Genomic DNA, 21,595 nt, shown 5'->3' with positions numbered 1-21,595 from the left:
ACCATGGTGGCCTTGCCTGTGCCGGTACGCTGGCACTGGTTGAAAAGCAAAAACCCGCAGATTCATTCTGGCGGGTTTTTTCGCGTTTTTTCACCTTTTTTGCGGCCGCGCCCGCCAGCGGCAGGCCGCGGCCGCGCCGGCCTAGCGTGCCGCCGGCAAGTTGCCGATGTTCATGCCGGGCTTGATGTTCTTTTGCTTGAACCAGCCCAGGTGCATTTCCAGCGCATAGCGCACGGGCACGGTCCTGGTGGAGCAATGGCTGTCGAGCGTGTGCGGCTGCATGTCTTCGATATTGACGATCTTGCCGCCGGCATCGATAAAGGCCACGGACAGGGGCAGCGGCGTGTTCTTCATCCACATGCATTGCGTCGATGGGTTGCCAAAGACGAACAGCATGCCCGCATTGGCCGGCATCTTTTCACGGTACATCAAACCCTGTTCGCGCTGCTCTTCCGTGGCGGCCACTTCTGCCTGGATCAAATGCATGCCAGCCGACAGTTGCAAGCTCTTTGTCTGCGCTTGAGCAATGCTGGCGCACGCCAGCAGGGCGATCGACAGGCTGAGACGGCGTAGGGAATTTTTCATGGGGCGGGACGGTGGCTGCGAAGCGGCGATTAAGCCATGCTGGTGGCCGCCTGGTCAAGCGTGCTGCCGGGCCGCGCCGAAAGCGTGGGGTTACAGCAACATGCTGCCGTAACCCCGGGAACTGCGTTTATTTCACGGGCTTGCCTTCAGTGGCCGGCTGCTTGGTCTTGCGCGCCTGGGGAATCAGGCGCGGCGCATCCGTTGCGGCCGAGGCCTTGGTCGATGCACTTGAGCGCGCCGCATCCGTCGCGGCCGAAGCGTTGACGGTGGCCGATGCCGGCGGCACCGGCTTGGCGGCGTCGGTGGCGGCCGAGGCATGGCTGGCAGCCGATGCGGGCGGCGGCTTGACGGCATCGGTCGCGGCGGAAGCATGCACCTGGGCGCCCGATTGCGCCAGTGCGGCGCCGGCAAGCAGGGAAGCGGCCAGGGCCAGTATTACTTTTGTCATCATCTTTCCTTTTCGGTCATGTTGAGGTCAGATGATTTTAATGCATTATCTAAAAATAAATAGTGCTTATTGGCAAAATTCGGTACTGAAGGCGTTTTTTCTTGTCCGGTTCACGTTTTCCCAATGTTCTCGGCTGGCACCTCGCACCATTCTCCGGGCAGCAAGGGATGGCTGGCCAGCGAGAATGGGCCGATGGCGCTGCGCACCAGGCGCAGGGTGGGCAGGCCGACGGCAGCCGTCATGCGCCGCACTTGCCGGTTTTTTCCTTCTTTCAAGGTGATTGCCAGCCATGAGGTCGGCTTGTCGGCGCGTGCGCGGATGGGCGGATTGCGCGGCCACAGCCAGTCCGGCTCGGCGATGCGCACGGCCTTGCATGGCTTGGTGATGAAGTCGCCCAGGTCCAGTGGTGCCTGCAGGCGCGCCAGGCTGGCCGCATCGGGCACGCCATCGACCTGCACCAGGTAGGTTTTTGCTTCCTTGCGGTCCGGGTGGCTGATTTCGTGCTGCAGGCGGCCGTCGTCCGTCAGCAGCAGCAAGCCTTCGCTGTCGGCGTCGAGCCGGCCGGCCGGGTAGATGCCGGGGATGCTCAGATGGTCGGCCAGGGTGGCGCGGCCATCCTGCGGCGAAAACTGGCACAGGACCTGGAATGGTTTATTGAAGAGGATGAGTGGCATGCTGGTAGAGGAATTGATGTAAGCGATGGTGGCTGCTGGTTGGCGCCGCAAAAGCGTGGCGCCCTGTAGGATACTGGTGCATAATGTGGATGTTAGTCTTATGTCTTATAGAAGACATGGACGGTATGGCAATGAGATTCTTTGGCGCCGCAGATGGCCCGGGTGTTCTTTCCCTGCTAAAGTGCGTTGTTGCCGCCATGTTCGCACTTGTTTTTGTAAACTCTGCAACCGCAGAGCGCGTCGCCGGCCTGCGTTGCCCGCCAGCGGTGTGTCCCACTTCGGAGATCACGATGTATCAACATATCACTGTACCTGCTGACGGCCAAAAAATCACCGTCAACGCCGATTTTTCGCTGAATGTACCAGATAATCCCATCGTTCCCTTCATTGAAGGCGATGGCACGGGCATCGATATCAGCCCGGTCATGATCAAGGTGATCGATGCCGCCGTGGCCAAGGCCTACGGCGGCGCGCGCAAGATCAGCTGGATGGAAATCTATGCGGGCGAAAAATCGACGAATGTGTACGGCCCCGATGTGTGGCTGCCGGAAGAAACTTTGGCTGTGCTGAAAGATTACGTGGTTTCCATCAAGGGCCCGCTGACCACGCCCGTCGGCGGCGGCATCCGCTCGCTGAACGTGGCACTGCGCCAGCAGCTCGATCTGTACGTCTGCCTGCGCCCCGTGCGCTACTTTACGGGCGTGCCATCGCCCGTGAAAGAGCCGGAAAAGACGGACATGGTGATTTTCCGCGAAAACTCGGAAGATATCTACGCCGGCATCGAATACCAGCAAGGCTCCCCCGAGGCCAAGAAATTGATGGATTTCCTCGTCAATGAAATGGGCGTGACGAAAATCCGCTTCCCGGCCACGTCGGGCCTGGGCATCAAGCCCGTGTCCATCGAAGGCACGCAGCGCCTGGTGCGCAAGGCCATTCAGTATGCGATCGACAATGACAAGCCATCCGTGACGATTGTGCATAAAGGCAACATCATGAAGTACACGGAAGGCGGCTTCCGCGACTGGGCGTATGCGCTGGCGCAAAAGGAATTTGGCGCCGAGCTGATCGATGGCGGCCCATGGTGCAAGTTCAAGAATCCGAAGACGGGCCGCGACATCATCGTCAAGGACTCCATCGCTGACGCGTTCCTGCAACAGATCTTGCTGCGTCCGGCCGAATACAGCGTCATCGCCACCCTGAATTTGAACGGCGATTACATTTCCGACGCGCTGGCGGCGCAAGTGGGCGGCATCGGCATCGCGCCGGGCGCCAACCTGTCCGATTCCGTCGCCATGTTCGAAGCGACGCACGGCACGGCGCCCAAGTACGCAGGCAAGGATTACGTGAACCCCGGTTCGTTGATTTTATCGGCGGAAATGATGCTGCGCCACATGGGCTGGCTGGAAGCGGCCGACCTGGTGATTTCTTCGATGCAAAAATCGATCGCCTCGAAACGCGTCACCTATGACTTTGCCCGCCTGATGGAAGGCGCCACGCAAGTGTCGTGCTCCGGCTTCGGCGAAGTGATGATCGAGCACATGTAACTGGAGGGGCAGGGTGCCGCGCACCCTGCGGACGAAAAAAAACCCCGTCAGGAGACGGGGTTTTTCACATCTGAGGGCCGGCGATGCTTAGGCTGCTTGGATGTTGGAAGCTTGCTTGCCTTTAGGGCCTTGCGTGACTTCGAATTGAACTTTTTGACCTTCTTTGAGGGTCTTGAAACCGTTCATGTTGATTGCGGAGAAATGAGCAAACAAATCTTCGCCGCCATCATCTGGAGTGATGAAGCCAAAACCTTTGGAATCATTGAACCACTTAACTGTACCTGTTGCCATAAAAAGAACTTTCAAAATTAAAACAAATCACACGAGCCATAAAAGCAAGAAGCTTCTTGCCCCCTCCTCGACGTCTCACTTCTTATCAAGCTGTACATTACTGCAACAGTCGATACAGCATTGTTGGCGGAATAAATAATGAAGTCAAGCGCTTTTCCATCGATATTGCCAAATTCTTCACGACAACCAAAAAAGCAACTCTTGATTTTGACGGCAAGGTCGCCATCTGCGCAGTATTAAGAAAACGCGTAAGATTGAAAACAATTGGAAAGGCGTAGATATTGCGCATGACAACCACTGTGAAAGCATTAGAATAAGCGTATGGCAACCAAGCACGACACAGAAACCCTGCTGGAGCGGCAAGTGCTGAAGCCGCCACCGCTCTACCAGGTAGCCTTGCTCAATGACGACTACACCCCGATGGAATTTGTGGTGGCCATCATTCAGGAGTATTTCAACAAGGACCGTGAAACGGCGACGCAAATCATGCTCAGTGTTCATCGCTACGGCAAAGGAGTGTGCGGCGTGTTCTCTAAAGATATAGCGTGTACCAAAGTGGAGTTCGTTTTAACGCATGCGCGCAAGGCGGGGCATCCCCTGCAGTGCGTGATGGAGGAAGTATGATTGCGCAGGAATTAGAAGTAAGTTTGCACATGGCGTTTGTCGAAGCTCGGCAGGCACGGCACGAATTCATCACGGTTGAGCATTTACTGCTGGCACTGCTGGACAATCCCTCCGCTGCCGAGGTGTTGCGTGCCTGCGCGGTCAATATAGAAGACCTGCGCAAGACCCTCACCAATTTCATCGGCGATAACACGCCGACCGTGCCTGGCACGGGCGAAGTCGACACCCAGCCGACGCTTGGTTTCCAGCGCGTGATCCAGCGCGCCATCATGCATGTCCAGTCCGCCTCGAATGGCAAGAAGGAAGTCACGGGCGCCAATGTGCTGGTGGCCATCTTCGGCGAAAAGGATTCGCATGCGGTCTACTACCTGCACCAGCAGGGTGTGACGCGCCTGGACGTGGTCAATTTCATTTCGCACGGCGTGCGCAAGGACCAGTCGACGGAAAGCGCGAAAGCCTCCGAAGGTGTGGAAGAAGCGCCCGTCGACGGCCAGCCGAAGGAAAGCCCGCTCGACCAGTTCACGCAAAACCTGAACAAGGCCGCTGCCGAAGGCAAGATCGACCCGCTGATCGGGCGCGAGGAAGAAGTCGACCGCGTGATCCAGATCCTGTGCCGCCGCCGCAAGAACAATCCGCTGCTGGTCGGCGAGGCGGGCGTGGGCAAGACGGCCATCGCCGAAGGCCTCGCTTACCGCATCACGCAAAGCGATGTGCCGGAAATCCTGCAGAATGCCGTCGTGTATTCGCTGGACATGGGTGCCTTGCTGGCCGGTACCAAATACCGCGGTGACTTCGAGCAGCGCCTGAAAGCCGTGCTCAAGCAATTGAAGGACAATCCGAACGGCATCCTGTTCATCGACGAAATCCACACCATCATCGGTGCGGGCTCGGCGTCGGGCGGCACGCTGGACGCGTCCAACCTGCTGAAACCGGCACTGGCCAACGGTCAGTTGAAGTGCATCGGCGCGACCACGTACACGGAATTCCGCGGCGTGTTCGAGAAAGACCATGCGCTCTCCCGCCGTTTCCAGAAAGTGGACGTCAACGAGCCGACCGTCGAGCAAACCGTGCAGATCCTGCGCGGCTTGAAATCGCGCTTCGAAGAGCACCATGGCGTGAAATACTCGGCTTCGGCCCTGTCGACGGCGGCCGAACTGGCGGCGCGCTTCATCAACGACCGCCATCTGCCCGACAAGGCGATCGACGTCATCGATGAAGCGGGCGCGGCACAGCGCATCTTGCCGAAGTCGAAACAGAAGAAAACCATCGGCAAGGCCGAGATCGAGGACATCATCGCCAAGATCGCGCGCATTCCGCCGCAAACGGTCAACCAGGACGACCGCAGCAAGCTGCAGACGATCGACCGCGACTTGCGCAATGTTGTGTTCGGGCAAGATCCCGCCATCGACGCGCTGGCGTCGGCCATCAAGATGGCCCGTGCCGGCCTGGGCAAGACAGACAAGCCGATCGGTTCCTTCCTGTTCTCCGGTCCGACGGGCGTCGGCAAGACCGAGGTGGCGAAACAGCTGGCCTTCATCCTCGGTATCGAGCTGATTCGTTTCGACATGTCGGAATACATGGAACGCCACGCCGTCAGCCGTTTGATCGGCGCGCCACCGGGCTATGTTGGTTTCGACCAGGGCGGCTTGCTGACGGAAGCGATCACCAAGAAGCCGCATGCGGTCTTGCTGCTCGATGAAATTGAAAAAGCCCATCCGGACATTTTCAATATCCTGCTGCAAGTGATGGATCACGGCACCTTGACGGACAACAATGGCCGCAAAGCCGATTTCCGCAACGTGATCATCATCATGACGACGAATGCGGGCGCGGAAAGCTTGCAAAAGACGTCGATCGGCTTCACCAACTCGAAGCAGGCTGGCGACGAGATGGCCGACATCAAGCGCATGTTTACGCCGGAGTTCCGCAACCGTATCGACGCGACCATCAGCTTCCGCGCGCTGGACCAGGAAATCATCCTGCGCGTGGTCGACAAGTTCCTGATGCAGCTGGAAGAGCAGTTGCACGAGAAAAAGGTCGAAGCCGTGTTTACCGAGAAGTTGCGTGCCTTCCTCGGCAAGAAAGGATTCGATCCGCTCATGGGCGCGCGTCCGATGGCGCGTTTGATCCAGGACATGATCCGCAAGGCCCTGGCCGACGAACTGCTGTTCGGCCGCCTGGTGACGGGTGGACGTGTCACGGTCGACCTCGACGACAAGGACCAGGTCTTGCTGGAATTCCCGGAACCGCCAGACGCGGCGCCGACGGCTGCGCCGGAAACGGTGGAAGTGGAATAAGCTTCCTGCTGTCAACAAAAACCCGCCCACGCAAGTGGCGCGGGTTTTTTTACGTTTTTGTGGGCAATAAAGAAGGTTTTAAGAAGGTTTTCTTTGGTCATAGTTATGCCAGAATTGCTGTCCGGTATCGACATGATGTCCATGCCACCTGAACGCTATCTGGATGCTCATATGAAAATTTCCCGCAATCTTAGCTTGCTCCTGTTGTCCGCCGGCCTGCTGGGCAACGCCACCGCTGCCTCTTCTCCTGCCAGCAGCTATTTCCGCTTTCCCGCCGTGCGCGGCGATACCGTGGTGTTTACCGCCGAAGGCGACTTGTGGAAAAGCAGCGTGCGCGGTGGCGCCGCGCAACGCCTGACCACGCATCCCGGCTATGAAACGAACGCGGCGATTTCGCACGATGGCCAATGGATTGCCTTTTCCGCCGCCTATGAAGGGGCGCAGGAAGCGTATGTGATGCCGCTGGCAGGCGGCTTGCCGCGGCGTATTTCGTATGACAACGGCGGCGTGCTGGTCCTGGGCTGGACGGCGCAGGGCGAGGTGCTGGTCAGCACGCAAAACACGGATGGTCCCGCTTCGCGCCGCATCGTCGCCGCCATCGACCCCGTGAAACAGACGCGCCGCGTGTTTCCCGTGGCCGATGCCAACGACGCCGTGCTCGACGATGCGGGCAAGACGCTGTTCTTCACGCGTTTCGGCCTGGCCATGACCAACGACAATGTGCGCAATTACCGGGGCGGCGCGCATGCCACCCTGTGGCGCTATGAGCTGGGCGGCAAGGGCGAGGCCGTGCGCATGCATACGGAACCTGCTGTATTGGCTGGCAACAACAAGCGTCCCATGTGGTGGCAAGGCCGCGTTTACTATATTAGCGACGCGGGCGGCAGCGACAATTTGTGGAGCATGCTGCCGGACGGCTCCGACCGCCGCGCATTGACGACGCACAAGCAATGGGACGTGCGTAATGCTTCCTTGGGCGATGGCAAGATTGTGTATCAATTGGGCGCGGACCTGCAGGTGCTGGACTTGGCGGCGGGGACGGACTCATCGCCATTGCCGATCAGCCTCGTATCCGACTTCGACCAGCAGCGCGCGCGCCAGATCCGCTCGCCGCTGGATACCTTGAGCAATGTGCAGCTGTCCGGCAAGGATGAGCGCATCATCCTGACGGCTCGCGGACGCGTCAGCATCGCCGGCACGGGCAGCATGCGCCGCGTCGATATCGCCATTCCCGAAGGGGCGCGGGCGCGCGACGCCGTCTTTTCCAGCGACGAAAAATCCGTCTTCGCCATCGTCGACACGAGCGGAGAGAATGAAATCTGGAAGTACGCCGCCGATGGCTCGGGCAAGGGCGAGCAGCTGACGACGCAGGGAGATAACCACCGCTGGAAACTGTACCCGTCGCCGGACGGGCGCTGGCTGGCCCACACGGACAAGAAGGGCCGTTTCTGGCTGCTGGACCTGGCGACCAGGGGCAACCAGCTGATCGACGACGCGGGCAAGGCGGGCGTGGACAAGCACGACGAAGTGCAATGGTCGCCCGACAGCCGCAACCTGGCCATCGTGCGCGTGGCCAGCAATGAGCAGCGCGAGCAGATCGGCCTGTACAACCTCGCGTCGAAACAGCTGCAGTTCGTCACTAGCGACCGCTATACCTCCGGTTCCCCCGTGTTCTCGCCCGACGGGCGATGGTTGTACTTCATGTCGGCGCGCAATTTCCAGCTGGCCAATGGTTCGCCGTGGGGCGACCGCAACATGGGCCCCGTGTTCGACAAGCGTATCGGCGTATATGCGCTGGCGCTGCAGCCGGGCAACCGTTTCCCGTTCCAGCCCGACGATGAATTGAGCCGCCCTGGCGTCAAGCCGGCCGAGACGGATGATGAAAAGGCGGCCGAACAGGCAGCGGAAAAGGCATTGGAAAAGGCCGGCGGCAAGGGGACCGTGAAAAAGGCGCCGGCCGCCTTGCCGGCCATCGTCAGCCAGGGCCTGGCCGAGCGCCTGTATGAAGTGCCGCTGGCGGCGGGCAATTACAGCGCGCTGGCCGCCGATGACAAGCGCCTGTATTTCCTCGAACGGGACAGCGGCGAGAACAAGTCCAGCCTGAAGACTTTGGCGATTGGCAATACCGGTTCCAAGCCGGAACTGCTGGTGGCCAACGTGCGTGAATTCGACCTGGCGCAGGATAAAAAGCATTTGTACTACCGCACGGCGGCAGCTACGGGACCGGGCGAGATGCTGGTGATCGAGGCGGGCGCCAAGCTGCCGTCCGACCTGTCGAAAGCCAAGGTCAAGGTTGACGACTGGACGTTTGTGTCGAATCCGCGCTTGGAATGGAAGCAGATGTTCAACGATGCCTGGCGCTTGCACCGCGACTTCCTGTACGACGCGAAGATGCGCGGCGTGAACTGGAAGGCGGCGCGCGACAAATACGCGCCGCTGGTCGAGCGGGTCACGGACCGCGCCGAACTCAATGATCTACTCGGCATGATGGTGGCCGAAGTGGGCGCGCTGCATTCGCAGATCCGTCCCGGCGAATTGCGCCGCACGGAGCAGGAAGGCACGCCTGCGGGCCTGGGCGCCGTGCTGGCGCGGACAAGCGACGGTTATCAGGTCGAGCATGTCTACCGCAGTGAAGCGGAATTGCCCTCGGCGCGCGCGCCGCTGTCGCGCCCCGACGTGGATGTGAAGGCGGGCGACGTGATCACGGCCGTCAACGGCAAGGACGTGCTGGCCGCGCGCGATATCAGCGACCTGCTGCTGAACCAGGCCGACAAGCAGGTCTTGTTGCAGGTCAAACGGGGGAATGGCAAGGGCGCGCCGCGCGCCGTCATCGTCACGCCCGTCAACATGGCGAAACAGACGGCGCTGCGCTATGGCGACTGGGAATTGAGCCGCGCCGAGCAGGTGGCGGCCGCTTCGCAGGGGCGCATCGGCTACCTGCACCTGCGCGCCATGGGCCCGAATGACATCGCCTCGTTCGCGCGCGATTTTTACGCCAACATCAACCGCGAAGGTCTGATCATCGACGTACGGCGCAATAACGGCGGCAATATCGACAGCTGGATCATTGAAAAACTGCTGCGCAAGGCCTGGGCCTACTGGGCGCCGCCGGGCGTGCAGCCATCGTCGAACATGCAGAACACCTTCCGCGGCCACCTGGTGGTGCTGGTCGATGAACTCACGTATTCCGATGGCGAGACCTTTGCCGCCGGCGTCAAGGCCCTGGGCCTGGCACCGCTGGTGGGCAAGCGCACGGCCGGTGCCGGCGTCTGGCTCAGCGACAATACGCGCCTGGCGGATAACGGCATGGCGCGCGTGGCGGAAAACGGCCAGTTCGGCATCGATGGCCAGTGGCTGATCGAAGGCGTGGGCGTGGTGCCGGACGTGGAGGTGGAAAACCCGCCGCACGCCACCTTCAATGGCGCCGACCGCCAGCTGGAAGTGGCGCTCGACATGCTGGCGAAAAAGCTCAAGGAGCAGCCGCGCCCCGCATTCCAGGCGCAGCCGATCCCCGCGTTGAAATAGTCCTGCTACAGGCCGCAGGCGGCCTTGAACTGTTGCGCGCGGCGGCGCGAGACCTCGACCACGCTGCCGTCCAGCAGGTGCAGGTCGAGGCCATCGGCGCCGTTCGGTGACAGCTGCGCCACCTGCGCCAGGTTGACGATCTGGCGCCGGTTGGCGCGCAGGAACAGGGCGGGATCGAGTTTTTCTTCCAGCTGGTTCAGGGTGCGCAGCATCAGCGGACGCTGTTCGCCGAAATGCACGCGCGTGTAGTTGCCTTCCGATTCCAGCAGGCGGATATCGTCAAACGCCACAAACCAGCAGCGTTCCCCATCCTTGATGAAGACCTTGCGCGGCGCGGGCGGCGGCACGGCTTGCGCCCGTGCGCCGGCACGCGCCAGCGCCGTGGCCAGGCGCGCCGCCTGCACGGGTTTTTGCAGGTAGTCGAGGGCGCTGACCTCGAATGCCTGCAGCGCGTACTGGTCGAAGGCCGTGCAAAAGATGACGTCGGGCGCATCGTCCAGCGCGGCCAGCAGGTCGAAGCCGGAGCCGCCCGGCATCTGCACGTCGAGCAGCAGCAGGTCGGGGCGCAGCTTGCCGATCTGCGTGATGGCGTCGGCCGCGCTGGCCGCCTCGCCCACGATTTCCACGGCACCTTGCTGCACATGCGGCGCCAGCAGGCGCCGCAGCTCGGCGCGCGCCAGGCGCTCGTCATCGACCAGCAGTATCTTGAGCGGCTGGCCGTTCATGCCAGTTCCGGCAAGTGGATGGTGGCGTGTACCCAGCCCGCATGTTCGCACAGTTCCAGGCTGGCGCGCTCGCCGCAGGCCAGTTGCAGGCGCTGGCGCGCATTGCGCAGGCCGATGCCGGTGGAGCCGGACGCGCTGCGCAGCCTGCCCGTGTTGGCGACCTCGATCTGCAGCGTATCCATGCCAGCGCCGCGCCGCGCCGCGATGCGGATGTCGCCGCCATCGGCGCTCGCTTCGACGCCATATTTGACGGCATTTTCCACCAGCGTTTGCAGGGCCATGGGCGGCACGCGCACGAGCTCCAGGCCGGGGGGGATGTCGAAGCTGACGCGCAGGCGTTCCTCGAAGCGACTCTGTTCGATGGCCAGGTAGGCGCGCACGGCCTCCAGTTCTGCCGCCAGCGGCACGGTAGCGTGCTGGCTGGACTGCAGCGCATGGCGCATCAGGTTGGCCAGCTGGTCGATCATGTGCGCGGCCGCTTCGCGGTCTTCGAAGATCAGCGCGCGCACGCTATTGAGGCTGTTGAAGAAAAAATGCGGATTGACTTGCGCCTGCAGGGCACGCAACTGGGCATCCTTGGCCAGCACTTCCAGGCGCAGCGCCTCGGCCTCGAAACGGCTGGCGCGGCGCAGCGACAGCGCGGTGAAGTAGAACACCGTCCAGGTCAGGAATACCCCGAACCAGAACAGCAGCGCGCCGGGCAGCCAGGCGATGCCGCGGATGGTGTCCGGCGGATACATGACGTGGAAGGCGGTCGCCACGCTGGCCGTCTGGATGGCGGCCAGCACGATCAGCGACGGCACGATGCGCTGCCAGCGCAAGCCGTTCGCCGCCCAGCCGCGCCGGCGCAGGACGCCATGCCACAGGTGCGACAGCAGCAACCCGCCCAGCGAGCCCCAGCTGGCAATGGTCACGACGATGCGCAGCTGCGTGGAGCCGCCATACACGCTGTTGAACAGGGTGAGCGCGCCCCAGCCGGCCAGCTGGAAGGTCCAGTACCAGTTGATCCTGGCCAGCAGCGGCGGCCGATGCAAGGGCGCGTTCATCGCCTAGTCCAGGAACTGTTCGATGCGCGCCTGCATCCAGTCCGGCTGGTCGTACATGATGAAGTGGCGTGCCGTGTCGGCCAGCGCGACTTTTACGCCGGGCAGCTGTGCATACTGCTGCTGGAAGGTCGCCTCGATGGCGGCGCGCGGCGCATAGTCCTTGTAGGCGATCCAGGTACCCAGCACCAGGGTTGGCGATTTTATTTTCGCCAAGTCCTGGCGCAGGTCGCTGGCCACCAGGGTGCCCATGGCCTTGATCACCGTCTCGCGGTCCGAGCGCTGGCCCCAGCCGATGATGCGCTCCACGTCGGCCTGCGCGCTGGCCATGCTGCTTACCGTGCGGCGCTGGCTGGCGGCGTAGGTGGTCCCATCCTGCGCGCGCATGGCCGATTGCATCTGCGCGGCCATGGCTTGCAGCTGCGGCGGCGTGATGGAGGGCAGCTGCGTCGCGCCCAGCGCCGGCAGCGAGTCGACGATCACCAGCTTGCCCGTTTGGGCAGGATGGTCGATGGCCATTTTCAACGCCAGGAAGCCGCCCAGGCTATGCCCGATGATGGCCGGCTGGCCCAGTTTTTGGGTGCCGATGTAGTCGGCCAGTTGTTGCTCGGCCTGCGCCAGCAGGTCGCCCTCGATGGGCGCCACGCCGGCAAAGCCGGCCAGTGTCAGCACGTGGCATTGGCGTGCGGCTTGCGGGCCGCACAGGCGCGCCACCGTGCCTTGCCAGACTTCGCCGGAAGACGCCAGGCCGGGAATCAGGACCAGGGGACGGCCTTGTCCTGTGACCTCGACCTTGAATGCCGTGGGCGCGGCGGCCTGGCTGGCGCCTGCCAGCAGCGCCGTACTGAGCAAGATCAATGTTTGCAGTGTTCGTTTCATGGGGTACTCCTCCTTGACGACCATGCTAGCGGCGCCGGGAGCGCGCGGCCAGCGCTGCGGGATGAGCGGCGCCAGGGCGGGATGAGTGGTTCAGATCCACGCATCCTGATCCTGGCAGTGCTCCGGGAGGTAGGTCAGGTACTGCACCATGCGCGGCGCCGGGCCGCGGTTGGGCGTGGCGCAATGGGGCAGGGCCTGGTGCCAGATGATGAAATCGCCGGCCATGCCTTCGACGGGCACGGGCCGCAAGTCTTCGACGGCCCATTCGCGCGGCTGGCGGCCCGGCGGTACTTGCCGCAGCCAGCCGGCCATGTGGTGCTGGAAGCCGGGCACGCAGTGAAAGGCGCCGTGCTGCGCCGGACAGTCGCTCAGGTACAGCATGCCTTGCAGCTTGAAGGGAACCGGCTGTTGCAGGCTGACGTCCCAGTGCAGGGCGCTGCCAAGGAAACGGTGCTGCGGCGTTTCCGGCGGATTGAAGCTCACCTTGTCGATGCTGGCGTAGATGCCGGTGCCGGCGCCGATGCCGGTGTCATATAGCTGCTGACAGGCGTGGCGTATGTGCGCGCAGTGGCGGTTTTCCTCGAGGACCGGATGGTCGGAAAACTGCAGCATCAGGCCCCGCTTGCCCGGGTGCGGCCGGTACCACGATGCCATATCATCGGGGCTGGCGCCCAGGTATTCCCATATCGCCGTTTGTGCGGCGACGCACTGCGCGCGCGGTACGGCGCCGCGCAGCACCAGGTAGCCGTGCTCCTCGAAATGGCGCAGTTCGGCGGCCGACAGCACGTCCTGATGCGCGCTGGCGGCGTGCGCCGGGCGGACGCGCGTGCGGCCAGCCAGCCACGCCTGGAAGGCTTCCAGCGTAGGGCGTTGCTGGAACAGGAACTGCATGGCGTCTTCCATGGAAATGCCGCGCGCATACAGCGCCTTGATGTCCCGGTGGTCGCGCGCCAGTCCCTGGCTGCCGGCCGCGCCGCCGTGTCCCGTGCAGCGTTGCCATAATTCGTGCAAGTGAGGCCAGTCGTCCATGGTGTCTTTTGTCTGGTTGAAGAATTCAGCCGGTGCGCAGGCGGCGCCACAGGGTGGTGCGGCTGATGCCGAGGTAGTGGGCGGCGGCGTCGCGGCGTCCGCCAAAGCGCGCCAGCACGGCGCTGGCGCTTTCGTCTTCCGGGCGCGGCGCGATGGCGGCGGCCGGCGCCGGCAGCGGCGCCGGCGTGCCGGCAGCATTGGCCAGTTCCGGCGCCACGCCCAGCACGAAGGCGGGCGTCAGCGCCTGCAGCGGTTCGGCGGCCAGGAACAGGGCCAGGCGCTCGGCCAGGTTGCGCAGTTCGCGCACGTTGCCGGGCCAGTCGTAGCGGCGCAGCAGCGGCGCGCAAGCCTGGATTTCCGCATGCAGGTTGGGGTGCGGACGGGCGCCCAGCGCGGCCAGCGCATTTTTCAGCGACCACTCGGCCAGGCCGGGAATGTCGCTGGCGCGTTCGCGCAAGGCGGGCAAATGCAGGCGCAGCACGGCCAGGCGGTAAAACAGGTCGGCGCGGAAGCGTCCTTCGCGGATGCGCTGTTCCAGGTCGCAATGCGTGGCGCTGATGATGCGCACATTGATGGCGATGGGCCGCGTGCCGCCCACGCGCACCACTTCGCGCTCTTCCAGCACGCGCAGCAATCGCGTTTGCAGGGCCAGCGGCATTTCGCCGATTTCGTCGAGGAACAGGGTGCCGTGGTTGGCCGCCTCGAACAGGCCCGCATGGCCGCCCCTGCGGGCGCCCGTGAAGGCCCCATCCTCGTGGCCGAACAGTTCCGATTCCAGCAGGGATTCGGCGATGGCGCCGCAGTTGATGGCGATGAAGGGGCGGTTCGCGCCCAGGCTGCGCGGGCTTTCGCGATGGATCGCCTGCGCCACCAGTTCCTTGCCGCTGCCCGTTTCTCCCTGGATCAGCACCGTTGCCGGCGAGCGCGCATACAGCACCACCGACTGGCGCAGCGCTTCCATCGCTTCCGACTCGCCGCGCAGATCGTGCAGGCCGTGCCGCGCGCGCAGGGTGTCGGCCACTACCGTGCGGCGTCCGCGGTTCGATTCGATCTGGGTCAGGCGCGCCAGTTCCAGCGCATCGTCGAAGGCGCGCCGGATGGCCGTGGCCGAATACACGAAGACGGCGGCCAGTCCCGCCTCTTCGGCCAGGTCGGTGACGAGGCCCGCGCCGACGACGGCTTTGACGCCGGCCGCCTTCAGTTCATTGATCTGCGCGCGCGCGTCTTCCTCGGTGGCATAGGTACGCTGAAAGATCTGGAAGCCGAAGGTGGCGGCAAATTCCGCCAGTTCCGGCATCGGGTCCTGGTAGGTGACGACGCCGATGTGCGGCGAGATGCGCCGCGCGCGCGCCAGCGCCTGCATCACGTCGTAGCCGCTGGCCTTGGCGATGATGACGGGTACCGACAGCCTGCCTTTCAGGTAGGCGCCGTTCGAACCGGCCGCGATGACGGCGTCGCAGCGCTCCGTGGCCATGCGTTCGCGGATGTGGCGCACGGCGTCGTCGAAGCCCAGGTTGATCGGTTCGATCGTCGCCAGGTCGTCGTATTCGAGCGTGATGTCGCGGAACAGGTCGAACAGGCGCGAGACGGAGACGGTCCAGATGACGGGTTTGTCGCGGTGGTCGAGCGGAGGTTGGGGAGGGCGGCGCATGCTTTATTCTAAACGATTTGTTTCATTTTTCAGCCATGCAACGGCGTTGCAACGGGCGTGTTGCAAGTGGTCTGTGGTGTTTCAGATATTGCCAATAAGGAATATGAAAAAACCCCGGGAAACTGGTTTATGATCTAGCAGCACCATGATCCTTGGAAGAATATTTGCCCAGGCGCATGTTTATCTTGTCCTTAACCATCCCATGGTGTCCATGAACCGCGTACCGACCAGTCCCGATTTCATCGCCGATGCCTTGCAACTGATCGCCTTGCCGGCCTGCGCCTGCGATGCCTGCGGCATGGTGGTGGCCGCGAATGGCGCCTTGCAGGCCTTGTTGGGGCGGGATATCGCGGGCCGGCTGCTGGCCGACTGCTTTACGGACGCCTACAAGGCGTCGAGCACCAGCATGCTGCGCGGTACGCTTGGCGCGGCCGGGCGCGAGCGGCACTGGGACAGCAGCCTGGAAGGGGCGGCGGGCGCCATCGCCGTGCAGGTCTGGTCGCGGCCCTTGCTGGTGGACGATGGCTTGCCCGGTGCGACCCTCGTGTTTGCCGACATCAGCGTGCAGCAGCGCGACCAGCAAGCCTTGCGCAAGACCTTGCTCGAGCAGCAGGCGATCCTGGAAAGCGCGGCCGTCGGCATCGTCTTTTCCAAGGGCGGCTTCATCGAGGAGTGCAATATCCGCGCCGCCGAGATGCTCGGCTACGCGCGCCACCAGCTGACGGGCATGCCGGGCGCGGTGCTGTACCGCTCCGCCGAGCATTGCCGCGCCCTGGGGCTGGAAGCGGCGCCGCTGCTGTCGAAGGGCAAGCCGTACCGCACGGAGCTGGAATTGCGGCGCCAGGATGGCACCCTGTTCTGGAGCCGCCTGCACGGGCGCGCCGTCGATCCCCTCAATACGCATGACGGCACGGTCTGGATCATCGAAGACATCAGCGACCACCGGCGCGATGAAGACCAGCTGCGGCGCGCCATGCTGGAAATGCAGGCCGTGATGGATAACGCGCCCTTGGCCATCGGTTTTCAGCGCGACAAGGGCGTGCGGCGCTACAACCGGCGTTTCGCCGAATGCTTCGGTTTTGACTGCGACAGCGGCGTGGGCCTGGCCGTCGCCGACCTGTATCCGTCGCGCGCGGCGTATGACAGTGTCGTGCGCCAGGCCGCACCGCTGCTGCGGCGCGGCTTGCCGTTCCAGGGCGAGATGGAGATGCGCCGCCGCGACGGCTCCACGTTCTGGGCCCTGGCGTATGGCTATGTCCTGAATCCCGAGAGCCAGTCCGACCGCGCGCTGCGCGACACGATCTGGCTGTTCGACGACCGCAGCGCGCAGAAGGCGGCCGAGGAGGCGACGCGCCAGCTGATGCTCGAGCAGCAGGCTATCCTCGACAATGCCTCCGTCGGCATCCTGTTTTCCCGTTCGCGCCTGATCCTGCGCTGCAATCCCCGTTTCGCCGAAATGTTCGGCTACGCGCAGGAGGAGATGACGGGCCTGCCCGCCGCCGAACTGTTTCCTTCGCCCGCCGCCTACGAGGAGTTTGGCGTACAGGCCACGCCGCTGCTGGGACAGGGCTTGCCATACGAGCAGGATGAATCGCTGTTCCGCCGCCGCGACGGCAGCCTGTTCTGGTGCCGCATCCGCGCCAAGGCCGTCGACCAGACGCACAGCGAGCAGGGCGCCATCTGGATACTGGAAGACATCACGGCCAGCCGCCAGACGCAGATGGAAGTGGCGGCCATCATGACGAATGCCTCGGTGAGCATCCTGTATACCAAGAACCGCCTGATCACGCGCTATAACCTGGGCTTTGCCGCGATGTTCGGCTATAGCGGCGACGAGGCGCTGGGCTTGCCCGGGCGCGCGCTGTACGTGTCGCAGCAATCGTACGAGCTGCTGGGCGCGGCGGCCTTCCCCTTCCTGTCCGTGGCCAAGCCCTTCCAGACGGAAGTGGAAATGATGCGCCGCGACGGCAGCACCTTGTGGGCGCAGCTGATCGCCTATGTCGTCAATCCGGACGATCCCGCCGCCGGCACCATCTGGATCATCGAGGACCGCACGGAAGCCAAGCGCGCCGAAGAATCGCTGCGCAACGCGCTGCTGGAAAACCAGGCCATCCTGGACAGCGCCGTGCTGGGCATCTCGGTGATAGAAGGCGGCTACAATTTGCGTGCCAACAGCAAGATGGAAGAGCTGTTCGGCTATGGACCGGGTGAAATCAACGGCCTGTCGGTGCAGGCCCTGTATCCGGACATGGCCGCGTGGAAGGTGGCGCGCGGCGAGACGGCGCGCGATTTCGATGCGGGACGCGTGCACATGTCGGAATACCAGCTGGTGCGCAAGGATGGCAGCCGCTTCTGGGCGCGCCTGTCAGGCCGGCCGTTCGACCTGGCGCATGCGCATGGCCGTTCCGTGTGGCTGGTCGACGACGTGACGGCGCGCCGCGAGGCGGCCGAGGCGGTGCGCCGCGCGCGCGACGAGCTGGAATTGCGCGTGCAGGAACGCACGGCCGAACTGGCCGGCGCCAACCTGCTGTTGCAGGGCGAGATCGTTGAGCGGCGCCAGGCCGAGGCGCGGGTGCACCACATGGCCTATCACGACAACCTGACAGGCTTGCCGAACCGCGCGTTGCTGTCGGACCGGCTGGAACGGGCCATGCTGGCCTCGCAGCGTTCTGGGCGCAAGCTGGCCGTGATGTTCATCGACCTGGACCGCTTCAAGACCATCAACGATTCGCTGGGCCACATGACGGGCGACCTGCTGCTCAAGGAAGTGGCCGCCCGGCTGTGCGGCGCCGTGCGCGCCAGCGACACGGTGGCGCGCCTGGGCGGCGACGAATTCGTCGTGCTGGTGCCGGGCATCCGCGGCAGCGACGAAGCGGCGCGCGTGGCCGAGAAGATCATCGAAGCGCTGACACCCGCCTTTCCGCTCGACGGCCATGTGCTGCATGTGACGCCGTCGATCGGCATCTGCCTGTATCCGGACGATGGCGGCGACGTCGACGCCCTGATGCGCCATGCGGATGCGGCCATGTACCACGCCAAGGGCAATGGCCGCAATAACTACCAGTTCTTCACGCAGACGATGAACCAGGCGGCGGCCTTGCACTTCGACCTGGAAAGCAGCTTGCGCACGGCGTTGGCGCTGCAGCAGTTCGAACTGTTTTACCAGCCCGTCATCGATATCGCCACGCGCCGGCTGCACGGCATGGAAGTGCTGCTGCGCTGGCGCCGCCCGGGCCACGGCCTGGTGCTGCCGGACCGCTTCATTCCCATCATGGAGGAAAACGGCCTGATCGTGCCGGTGGGCGAATGGGTGATGCGCCAGGCCTGCGAGCAAAGCATGGCCTGGCAGCGCCAGGGTTTGCAGCCCGTGCCCTTGGCGGTGAATCTGTCGCCGCGCCAGTTCATGCACAAGGGCCTGGTGGCGGCGATTGGCGCCGTGGTGCGGGAAACGGGCATCGACCCGGCGCTGCTGGAATTCGAGATCACCGAGACGGCGCTGATGCAGCACGGCGAGCATACGCTGGAGATTTTGCGCCAGATCAATGGCATGGGCTTGCGCCTGTCGATCGACGATTTCGGCACCGGCTATTCCAGCCTGGCCTACCTGAAGCGCTTTCCCGTGAAGAAGGTGAAGATCGACCGCGCCTTCATCAAGGATATGGAGCACAGCGGGGAAGACCGCGCCATCGTGGCGGCCATCATCGCGCTGGCCGACAGCCTGCAATTGTCGGCCGTGGCCGAGGGCGTGGAGACGGAAGAGCAGTTCGCCCTGCTGCAGGCGAACGGCTGCCGCTATGCGCAGGGCTATCTGTTTTCCGCGCCAGTGCCTGCGGCGAATGCGCAAGTATTATTGGAGCGACGCGGCGTTTAATCGATGGTGGCCACGACGGGCGCATGGTCGGACGGCTGTTCCCACTTGCGCGGCACGCGATCGATGACGCACGCCGTGCAGCGGGCGGCGAGGGCGGGCGAGAGCAGGATGTGGTCGATGCGCAGGCCCTTGTTCAGGCGGAAGCCCAGCTGGCGGTAATCCCACCAGCTGAACGATTTGTCCGCCTGCTCGAACAGGCGGAAGGCATCCGTCAGGCCGATGTCGAACAGGCGCTGCAGGGCGGCGCGTTCCTTGTCCGACACCAGTACCTGGCCTTCCCAGGCGACAGGGTCGTGCACGTCGCGGTCGTCGGGCGCGATATTGTAGTCGCCGACGACGGCCAGTTGCGGGTGCTGCTGCGCTTCTTCGGCCAGCCAGTCGTGCAGGGCGGCCAGCCAGCCCAGCTTGTATTCGTACTTGTCCGAGTCGACGCTCTGGCCGTTCGGCACGTAGGCGCAGACGACGCGCACGCCACCGATGGTGGCGGCCAGGATGCGCTGCTGCGCATCTTCATAGCGCGGGTTGTTCTTCACCACGTCGGTGATCGGCAGCTTCGACAGGATGGCCACGCCGTTATACGTTTTCTGGCCGCTGAAGACGACCTGGTAGCCGGCCGCCTCGATCTCGGCGACGGGGAACTTGTCGTCCGTCAGTTTGGTCTCTTGCAGGCAGAGTATGTCGACCGGGTTGTCTGTCAGCCACTGCAGCACTTGCGGCAGGCGCACTTTGAGCGAGTTGACGTTCCAGGTGGCGAGTTTCATGGGAAAAATCCTTGCTTGAATGGGTATCGATAGGCGCGAATCTTACCGCATGCATGTCGATGACGTCTTGCGCCGCTTGCCGGGTAGGAGCTTTATTTGCTGGCAGGGAAAAAGAGTACAAATAAAGTATTTATACTTAACCAATCGTGGCGCATGAATATTATGTTTTTGTGTATCATTGATCAACCCCTATGTTTGATTTGGCATAAGTGGCTGGCGTGGCAGGATGCGTCTCGCTGATTAACGCGACAAAGGTGTAAAGTTTCTCGCTAAAACGCGATAAAAACTACTAAAATGGCACCGTGTAACAACTGTGTCACACAGCTTTGTTACGGCCAAGTTGGCAACCAGACAGGAAGCAGTTGTAATTAGTTGTAATTGCTATTCCGATTACATGACCACTGTGCCGGGGACGGAGTGTCAATTCCGTCCTTGGCGCCGCCAGACTTGTTATATAAATTGCAGTACTATATCTATGAGACTGTTTTGCGACATCAATAGATGGTACTATTTTGAAATGTTGCAGTTTTAATAGTGAAACTTGCGCGTAGCATTTGCAAAGGAAGAAAATGCGAACTGCATTTGAAGCGTGGGCGCAGCGTGACGGCCACATTGTGCGGCGAAGAGAAGACAAACCGGATGAGTACCTGATTTTCGAGACCCAGCGCCGCTGGGTTATCTGGCAGGCTGCTCTGACGCATGGCAAGACGGCTGCCAAGCCGCGCGTGAGCGCTGCCGAAAAGGCGGCGAAAGCCCAGCGCGCGCTGGAAATGTCTTCCGATGAAGCGACCGTGCGCAACAAGGTGCTCAATGAAGTGCTCGACGCCTTCAGCGGCGCCGATGGCGCGGCCGGCATGGAAGGCATACTGAAAGTGATCCAGGGCCTGAAGCAGAAGCAGAAGGCGCTGGCCGACGACAAGAGCGAAGATTCAACGGCTTGAGGGGACGGCGATGCGTTATCGGCACTACAAGGGCGGCATTTACGAACTGGTGTGCGAAGCCACGCTGGAAGCGGATCTGACGCCGATGATCGTCTATCGCGCCGCCGACGGTTCCATCTGGACCCGGCCGAAGGACGTGTTCTTTCAACTGATCGAAGTCGAAGGCGTCATGGTCCAGCGTTTCGCTCCCATCAACTGATGGCCGCCTGCGTGCGTGCCCGGGATACTCTTCATGCGTAAATTGCTGCCTGCCGCTCTGGTGCTGGGCTTTGCCTGCGCCGCGGCGCACGCCGAAACCATCGGTTCGGTCGACACGGTGTTCAAACTGATCGGCCCTGACCACAAGATCGTCGTCGAAGCGTATGACGACCCGCGCGTCGCCGGCGTCAGCTGTTATCTGTCGCGCGCCAAGACGGGCGGCATCAAGGGCGCCGTCGGCCTGGCAGAAGACAAGGCCGATGCGGCCGTGGCGTGCCGCCAGGTGGGGCCGCTGCAATTCAAGGGCAAGCTGCCACGCCAGGAAGAAGTGTTTACCGAGCGAGCCTCGATCTTCTTCAAGCATGTGCGCGTCGTGCGCATGGTCGACAGCAAGCGCAATGCGCTGGTCTATCTCGTGTATTCCGACCGCCTGATCGACGGCAGTCCGAAAAACAGCGTCACCGCCGTCGCCGTGCCCGGCGACCAGCCGATTCCCGTCCGTTAAGCGA

18 protein-coding genes are annotated in these 21,595 nt (G+C 62.9%); 8 read left to right on the top strand and 10 right to left on the bottom strand.

The genetic code is table 11. The annotated features are described in order from the left end of the window. Window positions 1-141: 141 nt before the first annotated feature. From BLT98_RS21205 to BLT98_RS21195, 3 genes are all read right to left on the bottom strand, one after another. Window positions 142-585 (bottom strand): DUF192 domain-containing protein, encoded by a 444-nt coding sequence (locus BLT98_RS21205; protein ID WP_034782186.1) that lies wholly within the window; start codon window positions 583-585, stop codon window positions 142-144. A 127-nt stretch (window positions 586-712) separates the two neighbouring features. Further along, window positions 713-1,033, bottom strand: coding sequence for a hypothetical protein (locus BLT98_RS21200; protein WP_244517625.1), 321 nt, complete (start codon window positions 1,031-1,033; stop codon window positions 713-715). Between the two features lie 110 nt (window positions 1,034-1,143). Further along, window positions 1,144-1,707: a pseudouridine synthase gene (locus tag BLT98_RS21195; protein WP_034782188.1), complete on the bottom strand. Its 564-nt coding sequence runs from the start codon at window positions 1,705-1,707 to the stop codon at window positions 1,144-1,146. 290 nt (window positions 1,708-1,997) lie between these two features. Here BLT98_RS21195 and icd point away from each other — a divergent pair, with 290 nt between their 5' ends. Then, on the top strand, window positions 1,998-3,251 hold the full coding sequence (gene icd, locus BLT98_RS21190; RefSeq protein ID WP_070282785.1) for an NADP-dependent isocitrate dehydrogenase: 1,254 nt from the start codon (window positions 1,998-2,000) through the stop codon (window positions 3,249-3,251). Window positions 3,252-3,338: 87 nt separating this feature from the next. On the opposite strand, the gene BLT98_RS21185 is transcribed toward icd, so the two are convergent. After that, on the bottom strand, window positions 3,339-3,542 hold the full coding sequence (locus BLT98_RS21185; RefSeq protein WP_010395943.1) for a transcription antiterminator/RNA stability regulator CspE: 204 nt from the start codon (window positions 3,540-3,542) through the stop codon (window positions 3,339-3,341). A gap of 321 nt (window positions 3,543-3,863) precedes the next feature. Between BLT98_RS21185 and clpS the strand changes: the two genes are divergently transcribed. The 3 genes from clpS to BLT98_RS21170 all read left to right on the top strand — a co-directional run bounded on the left by clpS (window position 3,864) and on the right by BLT98_RS21170 (window position 9,988). Next, entirely contained in the window at window positions 3,864-4,166 is a 303-nt protein-coding gene (gene clpS / locus BLT98_RS21180; protein WP_034751577.1) for an ATP-dependent Clp protease adapter ClpS, read from the top strand. After that, entirely contained in the window at window positions 4,163-6,463 is a 2,301-nt protein-coding gene (gene clpA, locus BLT98_RS21175; protein WP_034751575.1) for an ATP-dependent Clp protease ATP-binding subunit ClpA, read from the top strand. The genes clpS and clpA overlap by 4 nt, the downstream gene beginning before the upstream one ends. 171 nt (window positions 6,464-6,634) lie before the next feature. Beyond that, window positions 6,635-9,988: a S41 family peptidase gene (locus BLT98_RS21170; RefSeq protein WP_244517622.1), complete on the top strand. Its 3,354-nt coding sequence runs from the start codon at window positions 6,635-6,637 to the stop codon at window positions 9,986-9,988. A 5-nt stretch (window positions 9,989-9,993) separates the two neighbouring features. On the opposite strand, the gene BLT98_RS21165 is transcribed toward BLT98_RS21170, so the two are convergent. From BLT98_RS21165 to prpR, 5 genes are all read right to left on the bottom strand, one after another. After that, a complete protein-coding gene (locus BLT98_RS21165; protein WP_034782191.1) occupies window positions 9,994-10,713 on the bottom strand; it encodes a LytR/AlgR family response regulator transcription factor in 720 nt (239 codons plus the stop codon). Then, window positions 10,710-11,759, bottom strand: a complete 1,050-nt coding sequence (locus BLT98_RS21160; protein WP_092611214.1) for a sensor histidine kinase — start codon at window positions 11,757-11,759, stop codon at window positions 10,710-10,712. Before BLT98_RS21160 ends, BLT98_RS21165 begins: the two co-directional genes overlap by 4 nt. A 3-nt stretch (window positions 11,760-11,762) precedes the next feature. After that, window positions 11,763-12,635 carry an alpha/beta fold hydrolase gene (locus BLT98_RS21155; RefSeq protein ID WP_092611211.1) on the bottom strand — a complete coding sequence of 291 codons (873 nt, stop codon included), beginning with the start codon at window positions 12,633-12,635 and terminating at the stop codon, window positions 11,763-11,765. A gap of 90 nt (window positions 12,636-12,725) precedes the next feature. Further along, window positions 12,726-13,664, bottom strand: a complete 939-nt coding sequence (locus BLT98_RS21150) for a phytanoyl-CoA dioxygenase family protein (protein ID WP_092611208.1) — start codon at window positions 13,662-13,664, stop codon at window positions 12,726-12,728. Window positions 13,665-13,689: 25 nt separating this feature from the next. Continuing rightward, on the bottom strand, window positions 13,690-15,315 hold the full coding sequence (prpR, locus tag BLT98_RS21145) for a propionate catabolism operon regulatory protein PrpR (protein WP_092611205.1): 1,626 nt from the start codon (window positions 15,313-15,315) through the stop codon (window positions 13,690-13,692). 211 nt (window positions 15,316-15,526) lie between these two features. Between prpR and BLT98_RS21140 the strand changes: the two genes are divergently transcribed. Next, window positions 15,527-19,186, top strand: a complete 3,660-nt coding sequence (locus BLT98_RS21140) for a sensor domain-containing protein (protein WP_092611995.1) — start codon at window positions 15,527-15,529, stop codon at window positions 19,184-19,186. On the opposite strand, the gene xth is transcribed toward BLT98_RS21140, so the two are convergent. Then, the gene (gene xth / locus BLT98_RS21135; RefSeq protein WP_034782197.1) at window positions 19,183-19,947 is read right to left on the bottom strand and encodes an exodeoxyribonuclease III; all 765 of its coding nucleotides are present in this window, start codon (window positions 19,945-19,947) and stop codon (window positions 19,183-19,185) included. The two genes, BLT98_RS21140 and xth, sit on opposite strands and share 4 nt — an antisense overlap. A 569-nt stretch (window positions 19,948-20,516) precedes the next feature. On the opposite strand from xth, the gene BLT98_RS21130 reads away from it, so the two are divergent. Genes BLT98_RS21130 through BLT98_RS21120 form a run of 3 tightly spaced genes read left to right on the top strand, consistent with a single transcriptional unit; the run spans window position 20,517 to window position 21,591 of the window. Continuing rightward, window positions 20,517-20,888, top strand: coding sequence for a phiTE_015 family protein (locus BLT98_RS21130; RefSeq protein ID WP_034751548.1), 372 nt, complete (start codon window positions 20,517-20,519; stop codon window positions 20,886-20,888). Between the two features lie 10 nt (window positions 20,889-20,898). Then, the gene (locus BLT98_RS21125; RefSeq protein ID WP_034782199.1) at window positions 20,899-21,087 is read left to right on the top strand and encodes a DUF1653 domain-containing protein; all 189 of its coding nucleotides are present in this window, start codon (window positions 20,899-20,901) and stop codon (window positions 21,085-21,087) included. Between the two features lie 33 nt (window positions 21,088-21,120). Further along, entirely contained in the window at window positions 21,121-21,591 is a 471-nt protein-coding gene (locus tag BLT98_RS21120) for a CreA family protein (RefSeq protein ID WP_058049645.1), read from the top strand. The last annotated feature ends 4 nt before the right edge of the window (window positions 21,592-21,595 follow it).

The organism is Janthinobacterium sp. YR213, from assembly GCF_900099875.1.
GTDB classification, from domain to species: domain Bacteria; phylum Pseudomonadota; class Gammaproteobacteria; order Burkholderiales; family Burkholderiaceae_D; genus Janthinobacterium; species Janthinobacterium lividum.
The sequence above is the reverse complement of the archived record's forward strand: the minus strand, read 5'-3'. Positions and strand labels throughout refer to the sequence as shown.